The organism is Alkanindiges hydrocarboniclasticus, from assembly GCF_001982605.1.
Taxonomy (GTDB): domain Bacteria; phylum Pseudomonadota; class Gammaproteobacteria; order Pseudomonadales; family Moraxellaceae; genus Alkanindiges; species Alkanindiges hydrocarboniclasticus.
In genome coordinates, this window is record NZ_MLCN01000022.1 from 1 (window position 1) to 16,040 (window position 16,040).

At 45.0% G+C, this 16,040-nt stretch carries 13 protein-coding genes, 1 tRNA gene and 1 pseudogene; 3 read left to right on the top strand and 12 right to left on the bottom strand.

Annotated elements, in window-relative coordinates:
• The 6 genes and pseudogenes from BKE30_RS08155 to BKE30_RS16595 form a co-directional block, all read right to left on the bottom strand.
• Positions 1 to 600, bottom strand: a 600-nt coding sequence (locus tag BKE30_RS08155) for a P-loop NTPase fold protein (protein ID WP_227518377.1), incomplete at its 3' end; no start/stop codon positions are given.
• Positions 601 to 677: 77 nt separating this feature from the next.
• Positions 678 to 2,567, bottom strand: a complete 1,890-nt coding sequence (locus BKE30_RS08160) for a DNA methyltransferase family protein (RefSeq protein ID WP_076878114.1) — start codon at positions 2,565 to 2,567, stop codon at positions 678 to 680.
• 92 nt (positions 2,568 to 2,659) lie between these two features.
• Positions 2,660 to 3,961: a hypothetical protein gene (locus tag BKE30_RS08165; protein ID WP_143253689.1), complete on the bottom strand. Its 1,302-nt coding sequence runs from the start codon at positions 3,959 to 3,961 to the stop codon at positions 2,660 to 2,662.
• A gap of 74 nt (positions 3,962 to 4,035) precedes the next feature.
• Positions 4,036 to 5,163, bottom strand: a complete 1,128-nt coding sequence (locus tag BKE30_RS08170) for a hypothetical protein (RefSeq protein ID WP_076878116.1) — start codon at positions 5,161 to 5,163, stop codon at positions 4,036 to 4,038.
• 101 nt (positions 5,164 to 5,264) lie between these two features.
• Positions 5,265 to 5,603, bottom strand: a pseudogene (locus tag BKE30_RS08175) (hypothetical protein); the annotation flags it as partial.
• A gap of 44 nt (positions 5,604 to 5,647) precedes the next feature.
• The gene (locus tag BKE30_RS16595) at positions 5,648 to 6,016 is read right to left on the bottom strand and encodes a leucine-rich repeat protein (protein ID WP_083698500.1); all 369 of its coding nucleotides are present in this window, start codon (positions 6,014 to 6,016) and stop codon (positions 5,648 to 5,650) included.
• Between BKE30_RS16595 and BKE30_RS08185 the strand changes: the two genes are divergently transcribed.
• Complete coding sequence (locus BKE30_RS08185) at positions 5,952 to 6,452, top strand: site-specific integrase (protein WP_158073174.1); 501 nt, start codon at positions 5,952 to 5,954, stop codon at positions 6,450 to 6,452. The two genes, BKE30_RS16595 and BKE30_RS08185, sit on opposite strands and share 65 nt — an antisense overlap.
• A gap of 182 nt (positions 6,453 to 6,634) precedes the next feature.
• Here BKE30_RS08185 and BKE30_RS08190 read toward each other — a convergent pair.
• The 6 genes from BKE30_RS08190 to BKE30_RS08215 all read right to left on the bottom strand — a co-directional run bounded on the left by BKE30_RS08190 (position 6,635) and on the right by BKE30_RS08215 (position 13,498).
• Positions 6,635 to 6,711 (bottom strand) — tRNA-Val (locus BKE30_RS08190).
• Positions 6,712 to 6,763: 52 nt separating this feature from the next.
• Positions 6,764 to 8,875 (bottom strand): transglutaminase family protein, encoded by a 2,112-nt coding sequence (locus BKE30_RS08195; protein WP_076878119.1) that lies wholly within the window; start codon positions 8,873 to 8,875, stop codon positions 6,764 to 6,766.
• Positions 8,875 to 9,822 carry a DUF58 domain-containing protein gene (locus BKE30_RS08200; RefSeq protein ID WP_076878120.1) on the bottom strand — a complete coding sequence of 316 codons (948 nt, stop codon included), beginning with the start codon at positions 9,820 to 9,822 and terminating at the stop codon, positions 8,875 to 8,877. The genes BKE30_RS08195 and BKE30_RS08200 overlap by 1 nt, the downstream gene beginning before the upstream one ends.
• Positions 9,823 to 9,836: 14 nt before the next feature.
• The gene (locus tag BKE30_RS08205) at positions 9,837 to 10,841 is read right to left on the bottom strand and encodes an AAA family ATPase (protein ID WP_076878121.1); all 1,005 of its coding nucleotides are present in this window, start codon (positions 10,839 to 10,841) and stop codon (positions 9,837 to 9,839) included.
• A 223-nt stretch (positions 10,842 to 11,064) separates the two neighbouring features.
• Entirely contained in the window at positions 11,065 to 11,424 is a 360-nt protein-coding gene (locus BKE30_RS16540) for a YbdD/YjiX family protein (RefSeq protein ID WP_083698501.1), read from the bottom strand.
• Positions 11,405 to 13,498, bottom strand: a complete 2,094-nt coding sequence (locus tag BKE30_RS08215; protein ID WP_076878122.1) for a carbon starvation CstA family protein — start codon at positions 13,496 to 13,498, stop codon at positions 11,405 to 11,407. Before BKE30_RS08215 ends, BKE30_RS16540 begins: the two co-directional genes overlap by 20 nt.
• 576 nt (positions 13,499 to 14,074) lie before the next feature.
• On the opposite strand from BKE30_RS08215, the gene BKE30_RS16000 reads away from it, so the two are divergent.
• Positions 14,075 to 14,239, top strand: a complete 165-nt coding sequence (locus BKE30_RS16000) for a hypothetical protein (protein WP_158073175.1) — start codon at positions 14,075 to 14,077, stop codon at positions 14,237 to 14,239.
• A 5-nt stretch (positions 14,240 to 14,244) separates the two neighbouring features.
• On the top strand, positions 14,245 to 16,023 hold the full coding sequence (locus BKE30_RS08225; protein ID WP_076878124.1) for a hypothetical protein: 1,779 nt from the start codon (positions 14,245 to 14,247) through the stop codon (positions 16,021 to 16,023).
• The last annotated feature ends 17 nt before the right edge of the window (positions 16,024 to 16,040 follow it).

The following is a 16,040-nucleotide window of genomic DNA, read 5'->3' on the forward strand; positions in this document are numbered from 1 at the left end:
ACTTTCTAATGCCTCAACTATATCTTTAATAATAAAATACTCATCAAAAACCTTTTCTTTATAATTTTTAAAAACCTGATCTTGATCTTTCTCATCATTAATAATTACCACCACCTTACAATTTCTTTGGTTTTTTAAAAGATTTACTAAACCTAAAATATCTTTAATATCTAATTTATCAGATTTTCTCTCCAAATCATCAATGCAAATTAAGGCATTTGATATTTGGCTAAAACATATAGAAAATAATAAATTACCACCTATATTTAAACCTTTTAGATTTAGATTCTTTGATTCATTAAGTAAGCGTTTAGTAATTTTGAAAAAACCACTTATAGCATTTTCTTTATCAGGAATTTCACCCACTAATTGTTCAACAATTGCAGCTTTTAAATCCCCAAGGGTTTCTATTCCAAACACCGAAACATAGGCATACTCTTGTTTCTGTTTGGATTGCTGTTTGTGTTGTGCCCGATGATATTTTAAATATTCATTCCAGAAATAAGTTTTACCTACCCCCCATTGGCCTGTAATTGCAATGGCAATACCTTCAGGGCCTTCAAGCAGTTTCCACAAGCGCTCTATTCTTTTAGTAGTCATGTATTTATCCTTTAAAATTAAAGGATAAATATAGCATTCGCCTTATTAAAAACGAATGCTAAAAAGCTTAAGTCCTATTATTTTTCAATGACAACCAATCTAGCGTTTGCACCGGTATTCACTGGCAGGTTTGGATCCATAAATGTACCGTCACCCAGTTTTTCAGATGTCCCGCCGACGCTTTCTAACCAGTTACGGAATTGTTCAGCAGCCTTGTCCTGACCAAAGAACACACCTTCGCCCATAATGGCCACCAGACGGCCACCCGCCTTAAGCAAACCATAGGCATGCTGGACATGCTTGGCATCCTGACGGCTACTAAATGGCGGGTTCATGATAATCCGGTCGTAATCCCCATCAGTGACCGCCATGAAATCCTGCCCAACGACGTTGAAACCCTTAAGTTCAAGCAATTCACGGCGTGCCGCTGAAAACTCTACTACATCAGGCTCAATACCTTGCTGCTGAATGAGTTCTGCAATATGGCCCATGCCTGCTGATGGTTCCAGCACGCGCATGCTTTCCTTAAGGTCGGCAATCTGAATCATTTCACGCACAGTACTTTCCGGGGTCGGGAAAAAGTCCAAGCCATCTTTACCAATACCCACCATGGAACGCTCAAGCTGCTTGATCTGGTCTGGTTCCTCAGGCGTGGCCTGTAGTAAAACAAACTCGCGCAGCGCTGAACGTAATTCAGTAGCTGATATCAACTCCATCCCTTGCAGGCGCTTATGGGCCTCTGCAGTGGCTTCAAATGTCCAAGGCAGGGAAATACCGGCACCTTTACGGTTTTTAGCGCCAATCTTTTCCATCAGTTCATACCCTAGCCGGTTGGAAATGGTAATGCGTTCATCAGACCCCTGCCAGATACCTTGCTGGATGGCTTCGGATGGACTCAAAACAATGCGTACCTGTCCTTTACCGACCTGCAGCGGGATTGCCCGGTCATCCAGCTTCGATCTGCTAATTGCCTCAGTAGCCGTTTTCTTGCTGTTAAAGGTTGCATAATCTGCTGTATTGCCAGAGGTCACAAATTTACTGACTTTATCCAGGTTGGCCTTGGCAAATTTTTCATATTCAGCACTGGTGTCATCCACCAGCTTAAACAGTTTCTGGCCAAGTAGCTTTGTCCCTTCTGTGACCATCATTTTACGGGCAAGGGTGGCAAGGTCTGAACGATAGGCGGTGTAACTGGGGAAAGTCACATAATCCACAGTTTCCAGTGATGCCGAGGCTTTTCTCAAGGCTTCCCGCTCATTGTCAGGCAACCCCTGCTTGCTTTGTACCTCATTCCATTTTGCACTGGTGAGTAAACCCGCCAGATATTCCACCTGTACCTTTTGGCGCACCTGGTCTAAAAACTTGGCTTGGCCATTCTTTAAGGCATTGGCCAGATTTAGCATGGTTTGTGCCAGTGCCTTATCCTTATTGGCCTCTAGCTCGCTACTGGCAGCCATACGGGCACGCCGGGCGGTATTGGCCTTACGTGGCCTGTCCAGTGATTCCTGTGCGCGTTCCTGCAATCGTTCAGCCATTAGGGTCAACCGTTCGGCCGCAGATTGGGTTTTATCATCCAAAAATGCATCACGGCTTTCACTGGCTTGAGCTTGTGCATCTGCTGCATCACCGTCTGCCAGTTTTAAAAAGGCATCGGCAGCATCACGGGTTTTAAACTGGAAACCCATAATTGCCCCATTACCTCGGAATGAAGAGTAATAGCCACCCAGTTTTTTAGCACCGGCATTGAGGACGTTATAGCTGTCACGGTCAACCCGGTCAGCCAGTTGCACCACAAACAGGTCATGGCCATGCTTGGTATGGGTCGTTTCAATAATCTGGCCAGTGGTATTCTGGACGGCGGTTTTCACCTCGGCTTTACCGTTTTCCTTGCTGGCCAGTCGCTCATTCCGGCTTTTGGTTGCTGATAGCAAGTCATACTGCTGGCGTTGCTCCGGAGTAAGCTGCATCCTTGCCTCGTTAAGAGTAAGTTTGCCTGCTTCCATTTTGGAACGCAGGACATTTAAGTAATCATCCAGCGTTTGCGGATTTTCCTGCCCCTTTAATCCAGTTCATTGTCAAAATCTTCGTTATAGGCATAGCCCCAATCAATTTTGAGTAAGTCATTGACCATTTGGGCAGCGGCCTGCCGGATCATCATAGAGCGCCGCATCACCTGGCTTGAATAAGTTAGCGATGCTGCACCGTCACCCAAGCCACCTGACAGCATATCAGCCCAGCCCACCATGGATGGGTCCAGACCCACGCCACCCATTAACAGGCGGACACAAATCATGAAAGTTTCAATATTAATGGCGGTACTTCGCTGGCCCTTGATATCGCCAATCGGGTTTAAAATCTGCTTTTCATCCCAAGTCGGCAGAACATGATATTTTGTGGTGTACAGTGCTTCACCACTATCCAATGCATTTCTAACAAATTGTTCATGCTCTTGCAGCATGCCTTCAAGCCCTTGCTTATAGGCTTCGCGCTGTGCCGGTGGCATACCGGCCATATTCATGGTTAAAAACATCTGGTTGACAGCATCAGCAACTTGCTGTGTGGTCATGGCCGCTAAGGCACGAATAACGTAATCAAAGATTTCTTCAATGACAAATAAAAATGAGCCACCTACATGTGCTGGGAAAAGCGGCAAATTGTCTGGGTCATCCTCCTCCATCATTTTGGCAACAAGCACGCCTTCAATAATTTCATGTTGAGGGACGTGATTAATACGCGGCATCTTCATGCGGATCATCTGCCGCATGCTCAATTTTGAACTGGTATTTGTCCAGTTACGGGCGTCCAGCAAATGATAAACCAGCGTTTTATTACCCTGTTCAAAGGGTAAAACCAGCGGTGGATAGGTGTATTCATTACACGTCATATCCACGACACCAGTGCCTTTTTTTCCATATACCCGGGAAAATGAGTCGCCAAAGCCTACGGCATCAAAGCACAGTTTAAGAATGTGCTGATTAATCAGCCGTTCCATGGGCTTAATGCGTTTTTCAAGTTTGGCAAGTTGCGCTTTTAGGACAGGGCTATCGGCTTTTTGCAGGCGTTCTGATGGCTTGATAAACACCTGCTGGCTGGTGTGTTCATCACCACCCAGCGCGGCAGTGACATGGATTCCCATGCCTTCAGCCAAAGGGGCAAACTTGAGCATTTGCTCCCATTTGGTCATGATTTCTTTGCGGGTACGTTTCTTATTATTTTTGGTTTGATGGGTACCCAACGAAAATGGCGCGGCGCTGTCGTACATGTGCGCCATACTTTCCTGAGCAGCCCCAACGATAGGCGATGGTGCTGAAGCTCTAGAGCCTGTACCCAGCAAGATTGCTAAAACATCTGAAACTGCCATTCACGTAGCCAAAATTCACCAATTTAAGGGCTATTTTGGCGGATTGAATTTTGCTTTTTTCTGGCAGGTTCCAGTTATAGGGGAAAGTCAGGGATTGCAATAACAGGGATACCAATGGGTATGCTGATACAGATTTCAGGAAAGGTAATACCCAGCATGCTTAAGGCAGATTGCACAAAATCAGCCAGCTGCTGAATGATGGCTGCCATCATGTTGGCCATATAAATCTGTATGGCCTCGGCCAGTTCAATAGCGGTCGAGCTAAGCCCGGCAAACAGTGGATCAGGCAGGTGAAAACTTCCTAAGCCCGGAAAGTTGATCATGCTAAAAAGTTGATTGATAGATATGCCTTGCTGCAAAACCGCATTGATTGCATCCAGTTCATTGGCAAATTCATCAGCCAGTTTATCCACCAGTTGCCCGGCCATTTGTTTAAGCATTGCCTGTAGCTGGCTTAAATTTGGCAGTACTGATAATACCAGCGTGGCTGATAGTTTTAACTTATTGAGTACCTGGTTAATCAGGCTGGTGCACAGGGTAATCAGGCCATTAATGCAGTAGCTGTAGATTGCTTTAATAATTGCATTGATTTCAAACGAGGGAATATCAAGCCCGGGATACAACGGAATGGGCAGAAAGGCACTAAAGGCGGCCAGTAATGCATCACGGCCTTGCTGATACTGGGCTTTAATAATTGCTTTTAGCTCAGCTGGTGACATGGTCAGCAGGTCAAGCACATTGATATTCAGTACTGGAATTTTAGGCAACAGGCTTTCAAGCATCCCACCAATGACGCCAACCATAGGCTTGATCATGGCCATTAACGTCGTGGTTAGGCTCATGGTTTGCAGATATTGGGCAATTTGTGCCAGTTCCATACTGATATTGCGGATATCATCAAAAATAGGGTCAGCCAGCCCGATTATGCCTGGCACAGTTAAGCCGGTAACAAAAGATTTGATTGCGCTGATTTGGTCTTTAAAACCCTGAATCTGGGCTTTTATCGCTTGGTAAGTTTCAGTGCTCAGTTCATGAATTTTTGCTTCAAGCTGCTGCTCTTTTTGAATGATCAGGGTTTTAGCATTGGTAATCTGATTAGTGACATCGGCAACAATGGCTTGGTATTGTTCCCCCAACTGCTCAGCAATCTGGGTAAAGTCAGGGACCGGCAGTGATACGCAAATACTAAGTGCTGGCATCATGGACCATTGAGGCTAATTACTGGCGCACGTAGTGACACTTTTGTTTCACTTTGCACGTCAACCCCACCTGCTGAAACAATGTTTACCTTAGAAGCACCAGTAATCGTTACTTCCTGCCCAGCCTGAACCAGAACATTGGCGCGTGCAAGAATTTCAATATTTTTCTGCCGGATCCGGCGCACATCCTCAACCGCCCCTTCACCATGACTACTGTAGCTCCAGACAACCGGTAGCCCTTCATCACCATTTTGAAAGAAGATATATACGTCTGCACCGACCAATATTTCGCGCTCGGTATCCAGATCATCATCCCCAACTGGATAAGCAAATGTGGCTTCAAGCCCTTCACTGGCCCCATCAGTCATACCATAGATATGTATCTGGGCTGTCCGGGCTTTCTGGTTGTAGCTCAGGATTTTAGCGCGGGGAAAACCAAACATTTCTATGCACTCTTTTAATTTGAGAACCGCCCGGAGGCGGAATATTAAATAGTTAAGCCTTGTATTCTTGAGGAATACTGAGACCACGTCGGGGCTGTTTGATAAGCACTTAAAGCTGCTGCTGGTACATAAATAGGCACGGGTATTTGCGTGTTAGTGCCATTCACATAAGTTGTAAATGCATCAGTCCCTAACACTGGTGGGGTTGTGGCTAAAACAGTAATGGACTCTAGAGCATCCCAACTTCCAAAAGCATACTCACCGATGCTGGTAACATTTGCTGGAATTACCAAAGTAGTAGCAGTTTCGTTAACAGCAAAAGCATAACGATCAATAGTGGTTAAGCTATTGGGTAATTCCAGACTAACCAAGCTCAAGCGTGATGATATAGACCTGCAAAACAATACTTTCACGGTAAAACAGGGTAAAACGGCAAACTATAAAAAGCCTATTTTCATTCAGGTGGATATGCATCCTGAATTACGCCAAGCCGTTCTATTCTGCATGGAATCACGGTTTACTTTTATTTGCCCTTACCTGTTGCATGCCATGCCGAAAAAATTAACTCAACAAATCCGTGAAAGTAAAAGCCATCACATGGCCATGACCCCGCAATGGCTCACTAACGAGTTTGCAAAGTACCGCGACAAGTCCGGCATATTTGATCATCTAACCCCTGAAGAGAAACCGACACTACACGAAATACGTGCGCTGGGTGAATATCGGGTCATGCAAAGGTATGGCAAGGACTACGCAAAAGCACTGGCCGGCCATGCGACCGAAGCCATGTTTGAGCACTATGTTGGACGGCATAAACCGGATGAACCGGTTAAAATTTCTTATCGTTAAGCCCTTACAAGCCCCTTCCAAGGGGCTTTTTATTGGCCGAAGTGACAAAAAAAAAGAATTGGTTTGCCGGAATCTGGCCGTAAATTCAGGTGGAGTTTTCCTAAAGTTTTCCTAAAATATTCCTAATAAAAAAAGCCACCGAGCATTTTAGGTGCTAAGTGGCTGTATTTCTTACATAATTCTGGTAGACGTAAGCAGACTCGAACTGCTGACCCCCACCATGTCAAGGTGGTGCTCTAACCAACTGAGCTATACGTCTGAAGTGGCCAAATTATTACCGTAATCCAGCACCATAGCAAGATTTTTTTGAACTATTCCTTTCTATTCGGCCAACTGCTAACCAGTTTTTTCATTTGTAGAATGACTTTAGCTTGGGTTGCCTCATCAGTGATAGGTGCATAACGTGCTTTCTGGTAAAGCTGAATAAGCTCCTGCGCAGGTTTTTGATAGGTAGGATACGCAGATAAACGCTGTAGCCAGTTCACCATGCCCTCTGCTTCACCACGGCCCAAATTTTCTTTAGCCAGCTTTCTGGAAAGTCGCTGTAACGGCGCATCTACCGGATGCCATACCTTACGCCTGCGCCACCACATGACGCCGACAATAATAGCCAGCAAGCTGACAAAGATGCCAACCATCCATGCTACCTGCACATACATACTTTTAATGCCAAACAACCGTTGTAGCAGGCCTTGCTGCTGTGACTGGTCAAAACCTACCACATCACGCTGCCATAAGTAGCTGGCATAATCTGCCCAGATGCGGGCCTGTCCCAAAAACCTGAACTGGCTGGAGCGTAGCTGACTCATTACCCCTTCACCAAATACTTGCTGATTTTCCTGCATAAAGTTGTTCATGCCTTTTTCAACACGCTCAGGAGCAACAGCAGCGGTTGGGTCAACCCTTACCCAGCCACGTCCGGCCAGCCAGATTTCCACCCACGCATGCGCATCAAGCTGGCGTACTTCCCAGCTTTGCTGATCTGGGGAAAGCTGCCCCCCCTGATAACCCACTACCACGCGTGCCGGAATACCAGCAGCACGCATTAAAAAGGTATAGGCTGATGAATAATGCTCACAAAAGCCACGACGGCTCTCAAATAAAAACTGATCTATGCGCTGGCCTGAAAGCACTGGAGGCTCCAGCGTATAGACAAAATTTTCCCGTCTAATCCAGTTCAGCCAGTAGTCAGCGTAGCGCTCGGGGTTACGGCCCATCTGATTAAATACCTGTTGGGCCAGCTGACGGCTACGCGGATTGCTATTTGACGGCAAACGCAAATTCACCTGTGCCAGCCAGTCCGGTAATTGGGTATCCCGCTGAAGATTTTTTACCTGTACAGCCTCATAACTAAAGCGACGATACACTTCGCGGGCACTTTTTAAATTGTACTCACGGGTTAAACCAATACCCCGAGTGTTGCTATACGGTACATCCAGTGCAAATAGCCATTGCTGTTGAGTAGGCTCAAGCAATACCTGATACTCAAAACCTCTATTTAGTTTGCCTGCATAAGCCTGCCTAAACCATTCCGGCTGATATTGCATGCCTGACCAGACTGGGTTATCAGCCCGATAATCCTTAAGCTGACTCCAGGTTACTCCATCAAACTGGCTTAATGCCAATCCACGCCAGTACAGTTCTGAACGCGCTGGCAAATTCCGATTCAAATTGTTTTGCGTATCCAGCACCCGAAAAGCCAGTTCGGTGGATTGACTCAGACTGGCAATATTACCAGGTGACATCTGGTCAGACATTCCGGTTTTACCTTGTGATTGGTTAACCGGTACACTCCACAATGGCGGAAGTCTGGGAAAAAATATAAATAAAACTATCAGCAAAGGAATAGCTTGTAAAAAAAGGCGCAATAAAGGCTTCCATAGCCCTGCTGAAGGATTAATTGCTTCGGGTATATTGGTTTTTAGTTGGGCAGAATGGTGATATAGCAGGTCAGGATTAATGTTCTGCTGCAATAATGCATAAAACACAGCCAGAATAGCCAGCACTGCCATAAGGGCATTAAAAATGGACTGCTCAAACAGGAACAGGCTAGCAACAACAAATAACGATAAGGTTAAGGCAATATAACTATCACGGCGTTGCTTTAACTCAAGCAGTTTGCCTAATAGACATAATGCCAAAAAGGCTACGCCTGCATCCACACCGATAATAGTGCGATATGTAACCAATATGATCGCCAAACCCGCAGCTACAATAATATATTGATAATATTTTGGGGGTTGTGGATGAAAAACTTTCTGACGTCGTGCCATCAGCCACAGGCCAGCAAGTGTAATAAAAGTTAATACAGAAAACAAAACCGGCAAGTGAAAAACATGCGGAAAGAAAATAATAAATTGCGCAGCTATGATGCTAACGAACTGTTTATATCGAATCGGTTGCGGTGGAATCAGGGTACTCATCAGGGTTCCTCCGCCAGTAATCGCAAGGCCTGACCAGTATGCTTTTCTCCATGGCCCAGTGGTAGCTGGCCTGTCGGCAGATTCATGCTAAATGCAATATTTTGCTGGCTCAGTATCTGTACCCAGTACGCCATTTGCGATAATTTGGTTTCATGGTCAATGGCCGGCATTTGCTCATAGTCAAGGGCATCCTGCTCGGCACTAAAGTCAATAAACTGCTTGCTGAGCAAACCCTGGCCCTTAGCCAGATGTGACCACGATACGCGGGATAATGACTCCCCTTTCACATAATTTTTTAGTTCCTGAAATTCTTCCTGTCCACTTAAACCATGGGTTTCTTCACCTTCACCACCAATACGGTTTAGTACATTTCGTTCAGCTTCAATAGGTTTTGGCGCTACCCATACCTCCTGATCAAAATAAATATAAGTCCAGGCACGAATCAAACCCAGAGGATAAACACTTTGCAGCATTAAGCGTGGTGGCAAAAAACGACCACGTTGGGGTGTATCAATGTCAAAATGCAGGACCTGTTTGTCTTTAAGCACAGCAATACGCTGATATTGCTGCCATAGCAGTTCAAGCTGACAATAGCATTTGGCCGTGGTTGGGTTTATTTCTATCTGGAAGCGCGCCTGACCTTCAGCCTGACTGTCACTGGCATGCAGAACCTTAATCCTTAAACCGGATAACTGCGCATAGCTATGATGAATACCTATGACCAAAATACTACTGAGTAGAAAAAATACACCCAAAATCAGGTTGTTGGCATAGTTCACACCAGCCAGAAAAGTCACAGCCAGCAATACGGCAAATAAGCCGCCTTCCTTGGTTAAAAATACAAAAATCTGGCGTTGCGACAGGGTTACTTCACGGCAGCGTGGCAAACGTCGCTGCATCCAGCGCTTGATGGGCTGGCGGTTTTCAAACCAGTTGGTGAGGCGCATCAAAAGCTCCCCGGTTAGCTAATAACAGGAACTTGACGCAGGATCTGATGAGCGGGTGAATCTGCACCACCAATGCCTTTTACACCTAGCCGATGATCCGCAACCGCTACAAATACGGCTTGAATATCCTCAGGAATAACAAATGCCCGGCCTTCTACCAACGCATACGCCTGTGCTGCACGCTTTAGGGCCAGTAAACCACGGGTAGACAGTCCAGTGTGCTGGCCAGTACGGGTTTGTTCTACCAGATGCTGCAAATAATCCAGCACAGGCTCAGACAGATGAATGTCATTAACCAGACTGCGATAATCTTTTAAATACTGGGTATTGAGTAGTGATTCCACCGCTTTAAGCATGGTGCGGCGATCCTGCCCGAGCAAAATTTCCCGCTCAGCTTGCGCAGAAGGAAAACCCAAGGATAAGCACATCAAAAAGCGGTCAAGCTGCGATTCTGGCAAGGGATAAGTCCCGGACTGATTAATCGGGTTCTGGGTAGCTATTACAAAGAAAGGCTGTGGCAAGGTACGGGTGACACCATCCTGCGAAACCTGATTTTCTTCCATGGCTTCCAATAGCGCACTCTGGGTTTTAGGGCTGGTTCGATTGATTTCATCGGCCAGCAAAACCTGAGTAAAAATCGGCCCTTCACGAAACTCAAATTCCTGCTTTTCCGGATTAAAAATGGATAAACCCAGAATGTCACTGGGCAGCATGTCACTGGTAAACTGTACGCGGCGATAGCTTAACCCGGATAGTTTGGCAAGGCTTTCTGCCATGGTGGTTTTACCCATACCCGGCAAATCCTGTAGCAATAAATGCCCACCTGCCAGAATACAGCTTAGAGCCAGTTTAGTTTGTTGCGGCTTGTCCAGCACAATCTGGTTAAGCTGATTTAAAAACTGATCCAGTTTTACTTTGGTTTGGGTTACCAGTTGCTCTACTTCCTGCTGGGAACGCCTTATTTTCTCTAGGGCCGCTTGTTCTGGAACAGCTTGTTCTGGGGTAGCATCCTGGAGCATAAACTTCCTTCCTTTATCAAGCAGGCTCATCTGTGTCATCAACACATCTCTAAGTTCTGATTAAATCACACTATTTATAGAGGTGTTAAGTTAAATGACTGAGCAAGATGTGGGCTTATGACTATGTTATACAGGAATTTTATTTTAACTGACCAGACTGTTTTCTTAACAATGGGCAATGATTTTGTATGGTTTTTATAAGATCCAATATTTTATACACAATCTAGCAAGGACATTTCCCCACTTTTCCACCTTGGCTAGGATAACGTGCTTCCAGACAATGGCGATGAAACTGCTTTTCTGTCATGACCTGAAGCTGGGGATGATGCTGTTGCATGTGCTGTACATAGGACTGATAGTCATGTACGCCAACCATCAGGCGAAAACTTTGAGCAAGACGGGTTACCAGCAGCTTAAGCCTGTTTTGCCAGTACAACACTTTGCGATTGCGTAAAGATAGCAGCTTATGGTCAGCAGGCTTGGCATCAACTGGCAAAACCCGGTGAATAGACAAGCGATTCACCGTGCTGTTGGTTATGGCAGGGTTGGTAAAAGGCACCCGTTTAAACTGATGGCTTGACATCGGCACCTGCCTTTTCATTATTGGCTTGCTCATAGACAATTTCAGCTTCATGTACCGTGGGATAACTAGCCTGCAATGCCTTATAAATGACCCGGATTGAAGCCAGCAGCATGACAACAGCAACAATCATAAAAAAAGCACATAACACCGCATTAATCTGATTACTAAATACAATGGTATGCATATCTTCCAGCGTTTTAGCCGGCGCAATAATTGTACCGTGATCAATTGCTGTAGCGTATTTGTTGGACTGGGCTAAAAAACCAATTTTGGGATTTTCGTGAAATATTTTTTGCCAGCCTGCAGTGAGTGAGGTAATCAGTAACCAGACAGTAGGCACAATAGTGACCCACGCATAGCGCTGTTTTTTCATTTTAAATAAAATTACAGTTCCCAAGATCAGTGCCATGCTGGCCAGCATCTGATTGCCAATACCAAATAAAGGCCACAGGGTATTGATACCACCAAGCGGGTCAATTACTCCCTGATAGACAAAAAAGCCCCAGCCTGCCACTGCAACTGTCGTACCCAGAATATTACCAACCCATGAACGGTTATTGGCAATACTGGGAACCACCGTACCTGCCAGATCCTGCACCATAAATCGACAAGCACGCGTACCCGCATCGACAGCAGTTAAAATAAACAATGCTTCAAACAAAATGGCAAAGTGATACCAGAATGCCATCATGGCACGGCTATTAAAAATTTCAGAAATAATATGCGCCATGCCCACCGCAAAGGTTGGTGCGCCGCCTGCCCGTGACAAAATACTTTGCTCACCTACCTCCTTGGCAACAATGGTAAGCATTTCAGGCGTGACCACAAAGCCTAGCTGGTTAATGGCCTGTGATGCAGATTCTACTGTAGTGCCAATCACTGCGGCGGGTGCATTCATGGCAAAGTACACCCCCGGCTCGAGGACAGACGCACAAATGAGCGCCATAATTGCCACAAAGGACTCCATCAGCATAGCGCCATAGCCAATAAAACGGATGTGGCTTTCATTTTCAATCAGTTTGGGTGTGGTGCCACTGGAAACCAGCGCGTGAAAACCTGAAATGGCACCACAGGCAATAGTAATAAACAAAAACGGGAACAGGCTGCCAGCAAAAACTGGCCCGGTACCATCAATAAAGGTGGTTACAGCGGGCATCTTGAGTACTGGCATGGCAAATACAATTCCCACAGCCAAGCCAACAATGACTCCAATCTTTAAAAAAGTGGATAAATAGTCACGCGGTGCCAGCAACAGCCATACAGGTAAAACAGAAGCGACAAAACCATAAATTACCAGCACCCAGGTTAAAGTCGTGCCCGAGAGGGTGAAAAACGGCCCCCAGTAAGGATCAACTGCTACATTGCCACCATAAACTATGGCTAGCATCATCAGCACAAAACCAATAATTGAAACTTCAGCAATTTTTCCCGGCCGGATGTAACGCATATAAATGCCCATCAACAGGGCAATGGGAATAGTGGCTGCGATGGTAAACGTACCCCAGGGGCTATCAGCTAATGCCTTGACCACTACCAATGCCAATGCTGACAGAATAATAATCATCACTCCCAGCGCACCCAGCATCACCACCACACCTGCAAATGAACCCAGCTCCTGCTTGGCCATTTCTCCCAGTGAACGGCCATCACGCCGTGTGGAAATAAACAGCACCAAGAAATCCTGCACGGCACCCGCCACCATGACACCAACCAGAATCCATATCGTTCCGGGCAGGAAGCCCATTTGCGCAGCCAGAATTGGCCCAACCAGCGGCCCAGCGCCTGCAATGGCAGCAAAATGATGGCCAAAAAGCACCCATTTATTGGTAGGCACATAATCCAGCCCATCATTAAGGCGTATCGCTGGGGTGAGACGGCGGCTATCCAGTTCAAAAACCCGTTTGGCGATAAACAGGCTATAAAACCGATAGGCAATGCTATAGCAACTGATTGCTGCAACTACGAGCCATAAGGCATTTACATGCTCGCCCCGGCTTAATGCCAGCATTGCAAATGAGAATGCACCAGCCAGTGCAACGACAAACCAGATGAGTTTGGATTTAAGATTATTCATTCAAGCATCCCTGTTTTATTCTTAATGTTTTCACTGCCTTGCCCAAAGTGCAACCACTTAAAAGTTAAAATATTTTTAAAAATACCCTGTTTGGTTTTTACAGAACAGTAGACTTTGGATTAAATTGACAAATCCGCTACAACAAAGCAGCGTCTATTGGTTTTTTATATCTATTAATCTGAAAAACCCCTCAAGCATAAACCCCTGACAAATGTTGGTTAAAACTTATATTAAAATTCATTAGGTCTTTTAACTATTGAAAGAATCAGGCTTTAATTTCTGCCCACCAATAAGCCGCCCATAGCCTGTTATCTTTTCTTTGACGCAGCATTCGGCAAAATATAAAAATGAATACCTGTTTTTAATAACTTAAAATTAGAGACCGCAAAATGCGAATCATCAATTCCGATGGTATAAAAATAAACAAATACTTATGCGAAATCAAACTGTTCTTTTGCCAAGAATCAATGATAATATAGATACACTTGTTGCATTAAGCGAACAATTATTTGAAAGCCAAGTGCTACCCTATTATCCGAGTGTATGCTGCACGGTAAAGGGGCCGCTCATTTCGATATGAATGAACAAGATGTCATAGCCTTGTACAAGGTGCTAATGTATAAGCCACCGGGCTATTTATTGCCAAAGCTGGTACGTGAAATTGCAGGCAAATGCCACAAGATTCCGTTAAACCGAAATAAGCTTGGTTATATGGAGAATCTTGGTTTTAAGGGAAAATAACATCAATGAATCAGAACATTAGCAATTTGCTTATTAATGATCAGCCAGAAATGACAGTTGCACAGTTAAGTCTTGTGCAAGCCAACAAAAATAGTGTACGGGACTGGCTTGCCAATCTTTCCCTGCTAAACCTTGGTGATACAGCACGCCAGCTTTACACCACTCTGAAAGAATTGTCACAGTTACAGACTGATGAACAAACCCGCTATGAGTTGATTGAACTGCTTCGTCCCTCGGTTCATACCATTATTTCCTCCTTAAGCAAACATTACTTTAGCCAGAATTTCTCCCTGGATCAGCGTGCCCAGCGCATTGTCACTCTGGTTGAAGAAATCCGGGTTTACCTCATCGTGATTTATGACACGATTTCAATGAACTGCTACCAGAAACTACAGTCGCAAAACTTTGGCCTGTTTAACATTAAAAACAAAAAGAATCTGCTGGATCTGATTGCCCTGTCCAGCCATCGGGCCTTAACTGAGATGACTGGCCTACTGTATGAATTACAATCCCTGTATCTAACAGTTCCCAAGGGTTTATGGAAAAAAACCCATACCCTGTATCAGCGTTCTCTGGAATTGCACCTAACCAAAGTTGAAATTGAAGACAAGACCAACCCCATTATTGTGCTGTCCAATATTAAGCGCGCCTATAGCCGCATGATTATTATGGGGGTCAGCAATACCAATAAATTACGCCAGTCTGAAATCAGGGCCGTTTATCAGTCCAGTATCTTATGGGCTGACCTGATTTCACTAGATAGTAACGAAACTCCCTATCACTTATTCAGTATTGATCTGAGTCAGGATCAGCCACCCGTATATGTGACCAAAAAAGCTGGCTCACCTGCCTCTTTACTTTATGTGAATGCACAAAAGCTGCTTCAGCATTTTAAGAACCTGATGAATCAGTATCCGCAATATCTGCATGCCAGCGAGCAAAAGCAGTTTAGTACGTCATTAAAGGCTCATCTGGTCAATAATTTTTCAACCCCATCCGAGCGCATTCATACCCGTCACCCCTATTCTGGCCAAGTGGATATTGCCTTTGGTTTGCTGGGAATTCATTACCACCTGTCAAATGGCAAAACATTTGAAGATATTATCAATGTTCACCGTGACTACTTGCTCACCAGTGACACTGAGGTCAAAAGCCTGTTTGGTCAGGTGGAATATGATGTAGACATTGATTTCCCAGGACAGGGCGCTCATAAAAAAACCGAAGCTGTGGCTGAAATGTCAGAGCTTTATGCCTGCGAGATCGTTAACATTAGTCCCGGCGGTTATTGCCTGCGCTGGCAGGGTGAAAGCCCAACCACTTTGCGTACCGGTGAACTGGTGGTCATTTGTGAACCCTCCGATAAGGTATGGCATATTGGCCTGATTCGCTGGGTAAAACAGATTCCTATCAAAATTATTGAATTTGGTATAGAAATTATCTCTTCTCGCGCCAAGATTTGTGGCATTCGGGCAGCGCATCGCAATGACACTATCGACAGCTTTAAACGGGCTATATTACTGCCTGAAATTCAGAGCCTCAATCGTCCTGCTACCCTGATTACCCAAGCTTTTGCATTTCATAGTAACCAGCGCGTTATTATTCGCTACGGTAATGAAGAAATTCGTGCAGTTTTGAATAAAGAATATCTTATTACGCAAAGTTTTATACAGTTTGAGTATACAATTGAGGAAGATGACTTAAACTCGACGAAAAGCGAGAACCAGTCTACAATTGATACCCATGCACTGGTTAGTCCTGACGATGAAGTCTGGAAGATACTATAAGTTTTTTTAAGGGATTT

Bases quoted from the DNA above. Each gene is read 5' to 3' on its own strand.
- BKE30_RS08160 (WP_076878114.1), bottom strand. From the start codon at position 2,567: ATGCAGCTTACTCCGGAGCAACGCCAGCAGTATGACTTGCTATCAGCA.
- BKE30_RS08195 (WP_076878119.1), bottom strand. From the start codon at position 8,875: ATGAGTACCCTGATTCCACCGCAACCGATTCGATATAAACAGTTCGTT.
- BKE30_RS08170 (WP_076878116.1), bottom strand. From the start codon at position 5,163: ATGATGCCAGCACTTAGTATTTGCGTATCACTGCCGGTCCCTGACTTT.
- BKE30_RS16540 (WP_083698501.1), bottom strand. From the start codon at position 11,424: ATGTCAAGCCATCAGTTTAAACGGGTGCCTTTTACCAACCCTGCCATA.
- BKE30_RS08165 (WP_143253689.1), bottom strand. From the start codon at position 3,961: ATGGCAGTTTCAGATGTTTTAGCAATCTTGCTGGGTACAGGCTCTAGA.
- BKE30_RS08225 (WP_076878124.1), top strand. From the start codon at position 14,245: ATGAATCAGAACATTAGCAATTTGCTTATTAATGATCAGCCAGAAATG.
- BKE30_RS08200 (WP_076878120.1), bottom strand. From the start codon at position 9,822: ATGCGCCTCACCAACTGGTTTGAAAACCGCCAGCCCATCAAGCGCTGG.
- BKE30_RS08215 (WP_076878122.1), bottom strand. From the start codon at position 13,498: ATGAATAATCTTAAATCCAAACTCATCTGGTTTGTCGTTGCACTGGCT.
- BKE30_RS16000 (WP_158073175.1), top strand. From the start codon at position 14,075: ATGAATGAACAAGATGTCATAGCCTTGTACAAGGTGCTAATGTATAAG.
- BKE30_RS08205 (WP_076878121.1), bottom strand. From the start codon at position 10,841: ATGCTCCAGGATGCTACCCCAGAACAAGCTGTTCCAGAACAAGCGGCC.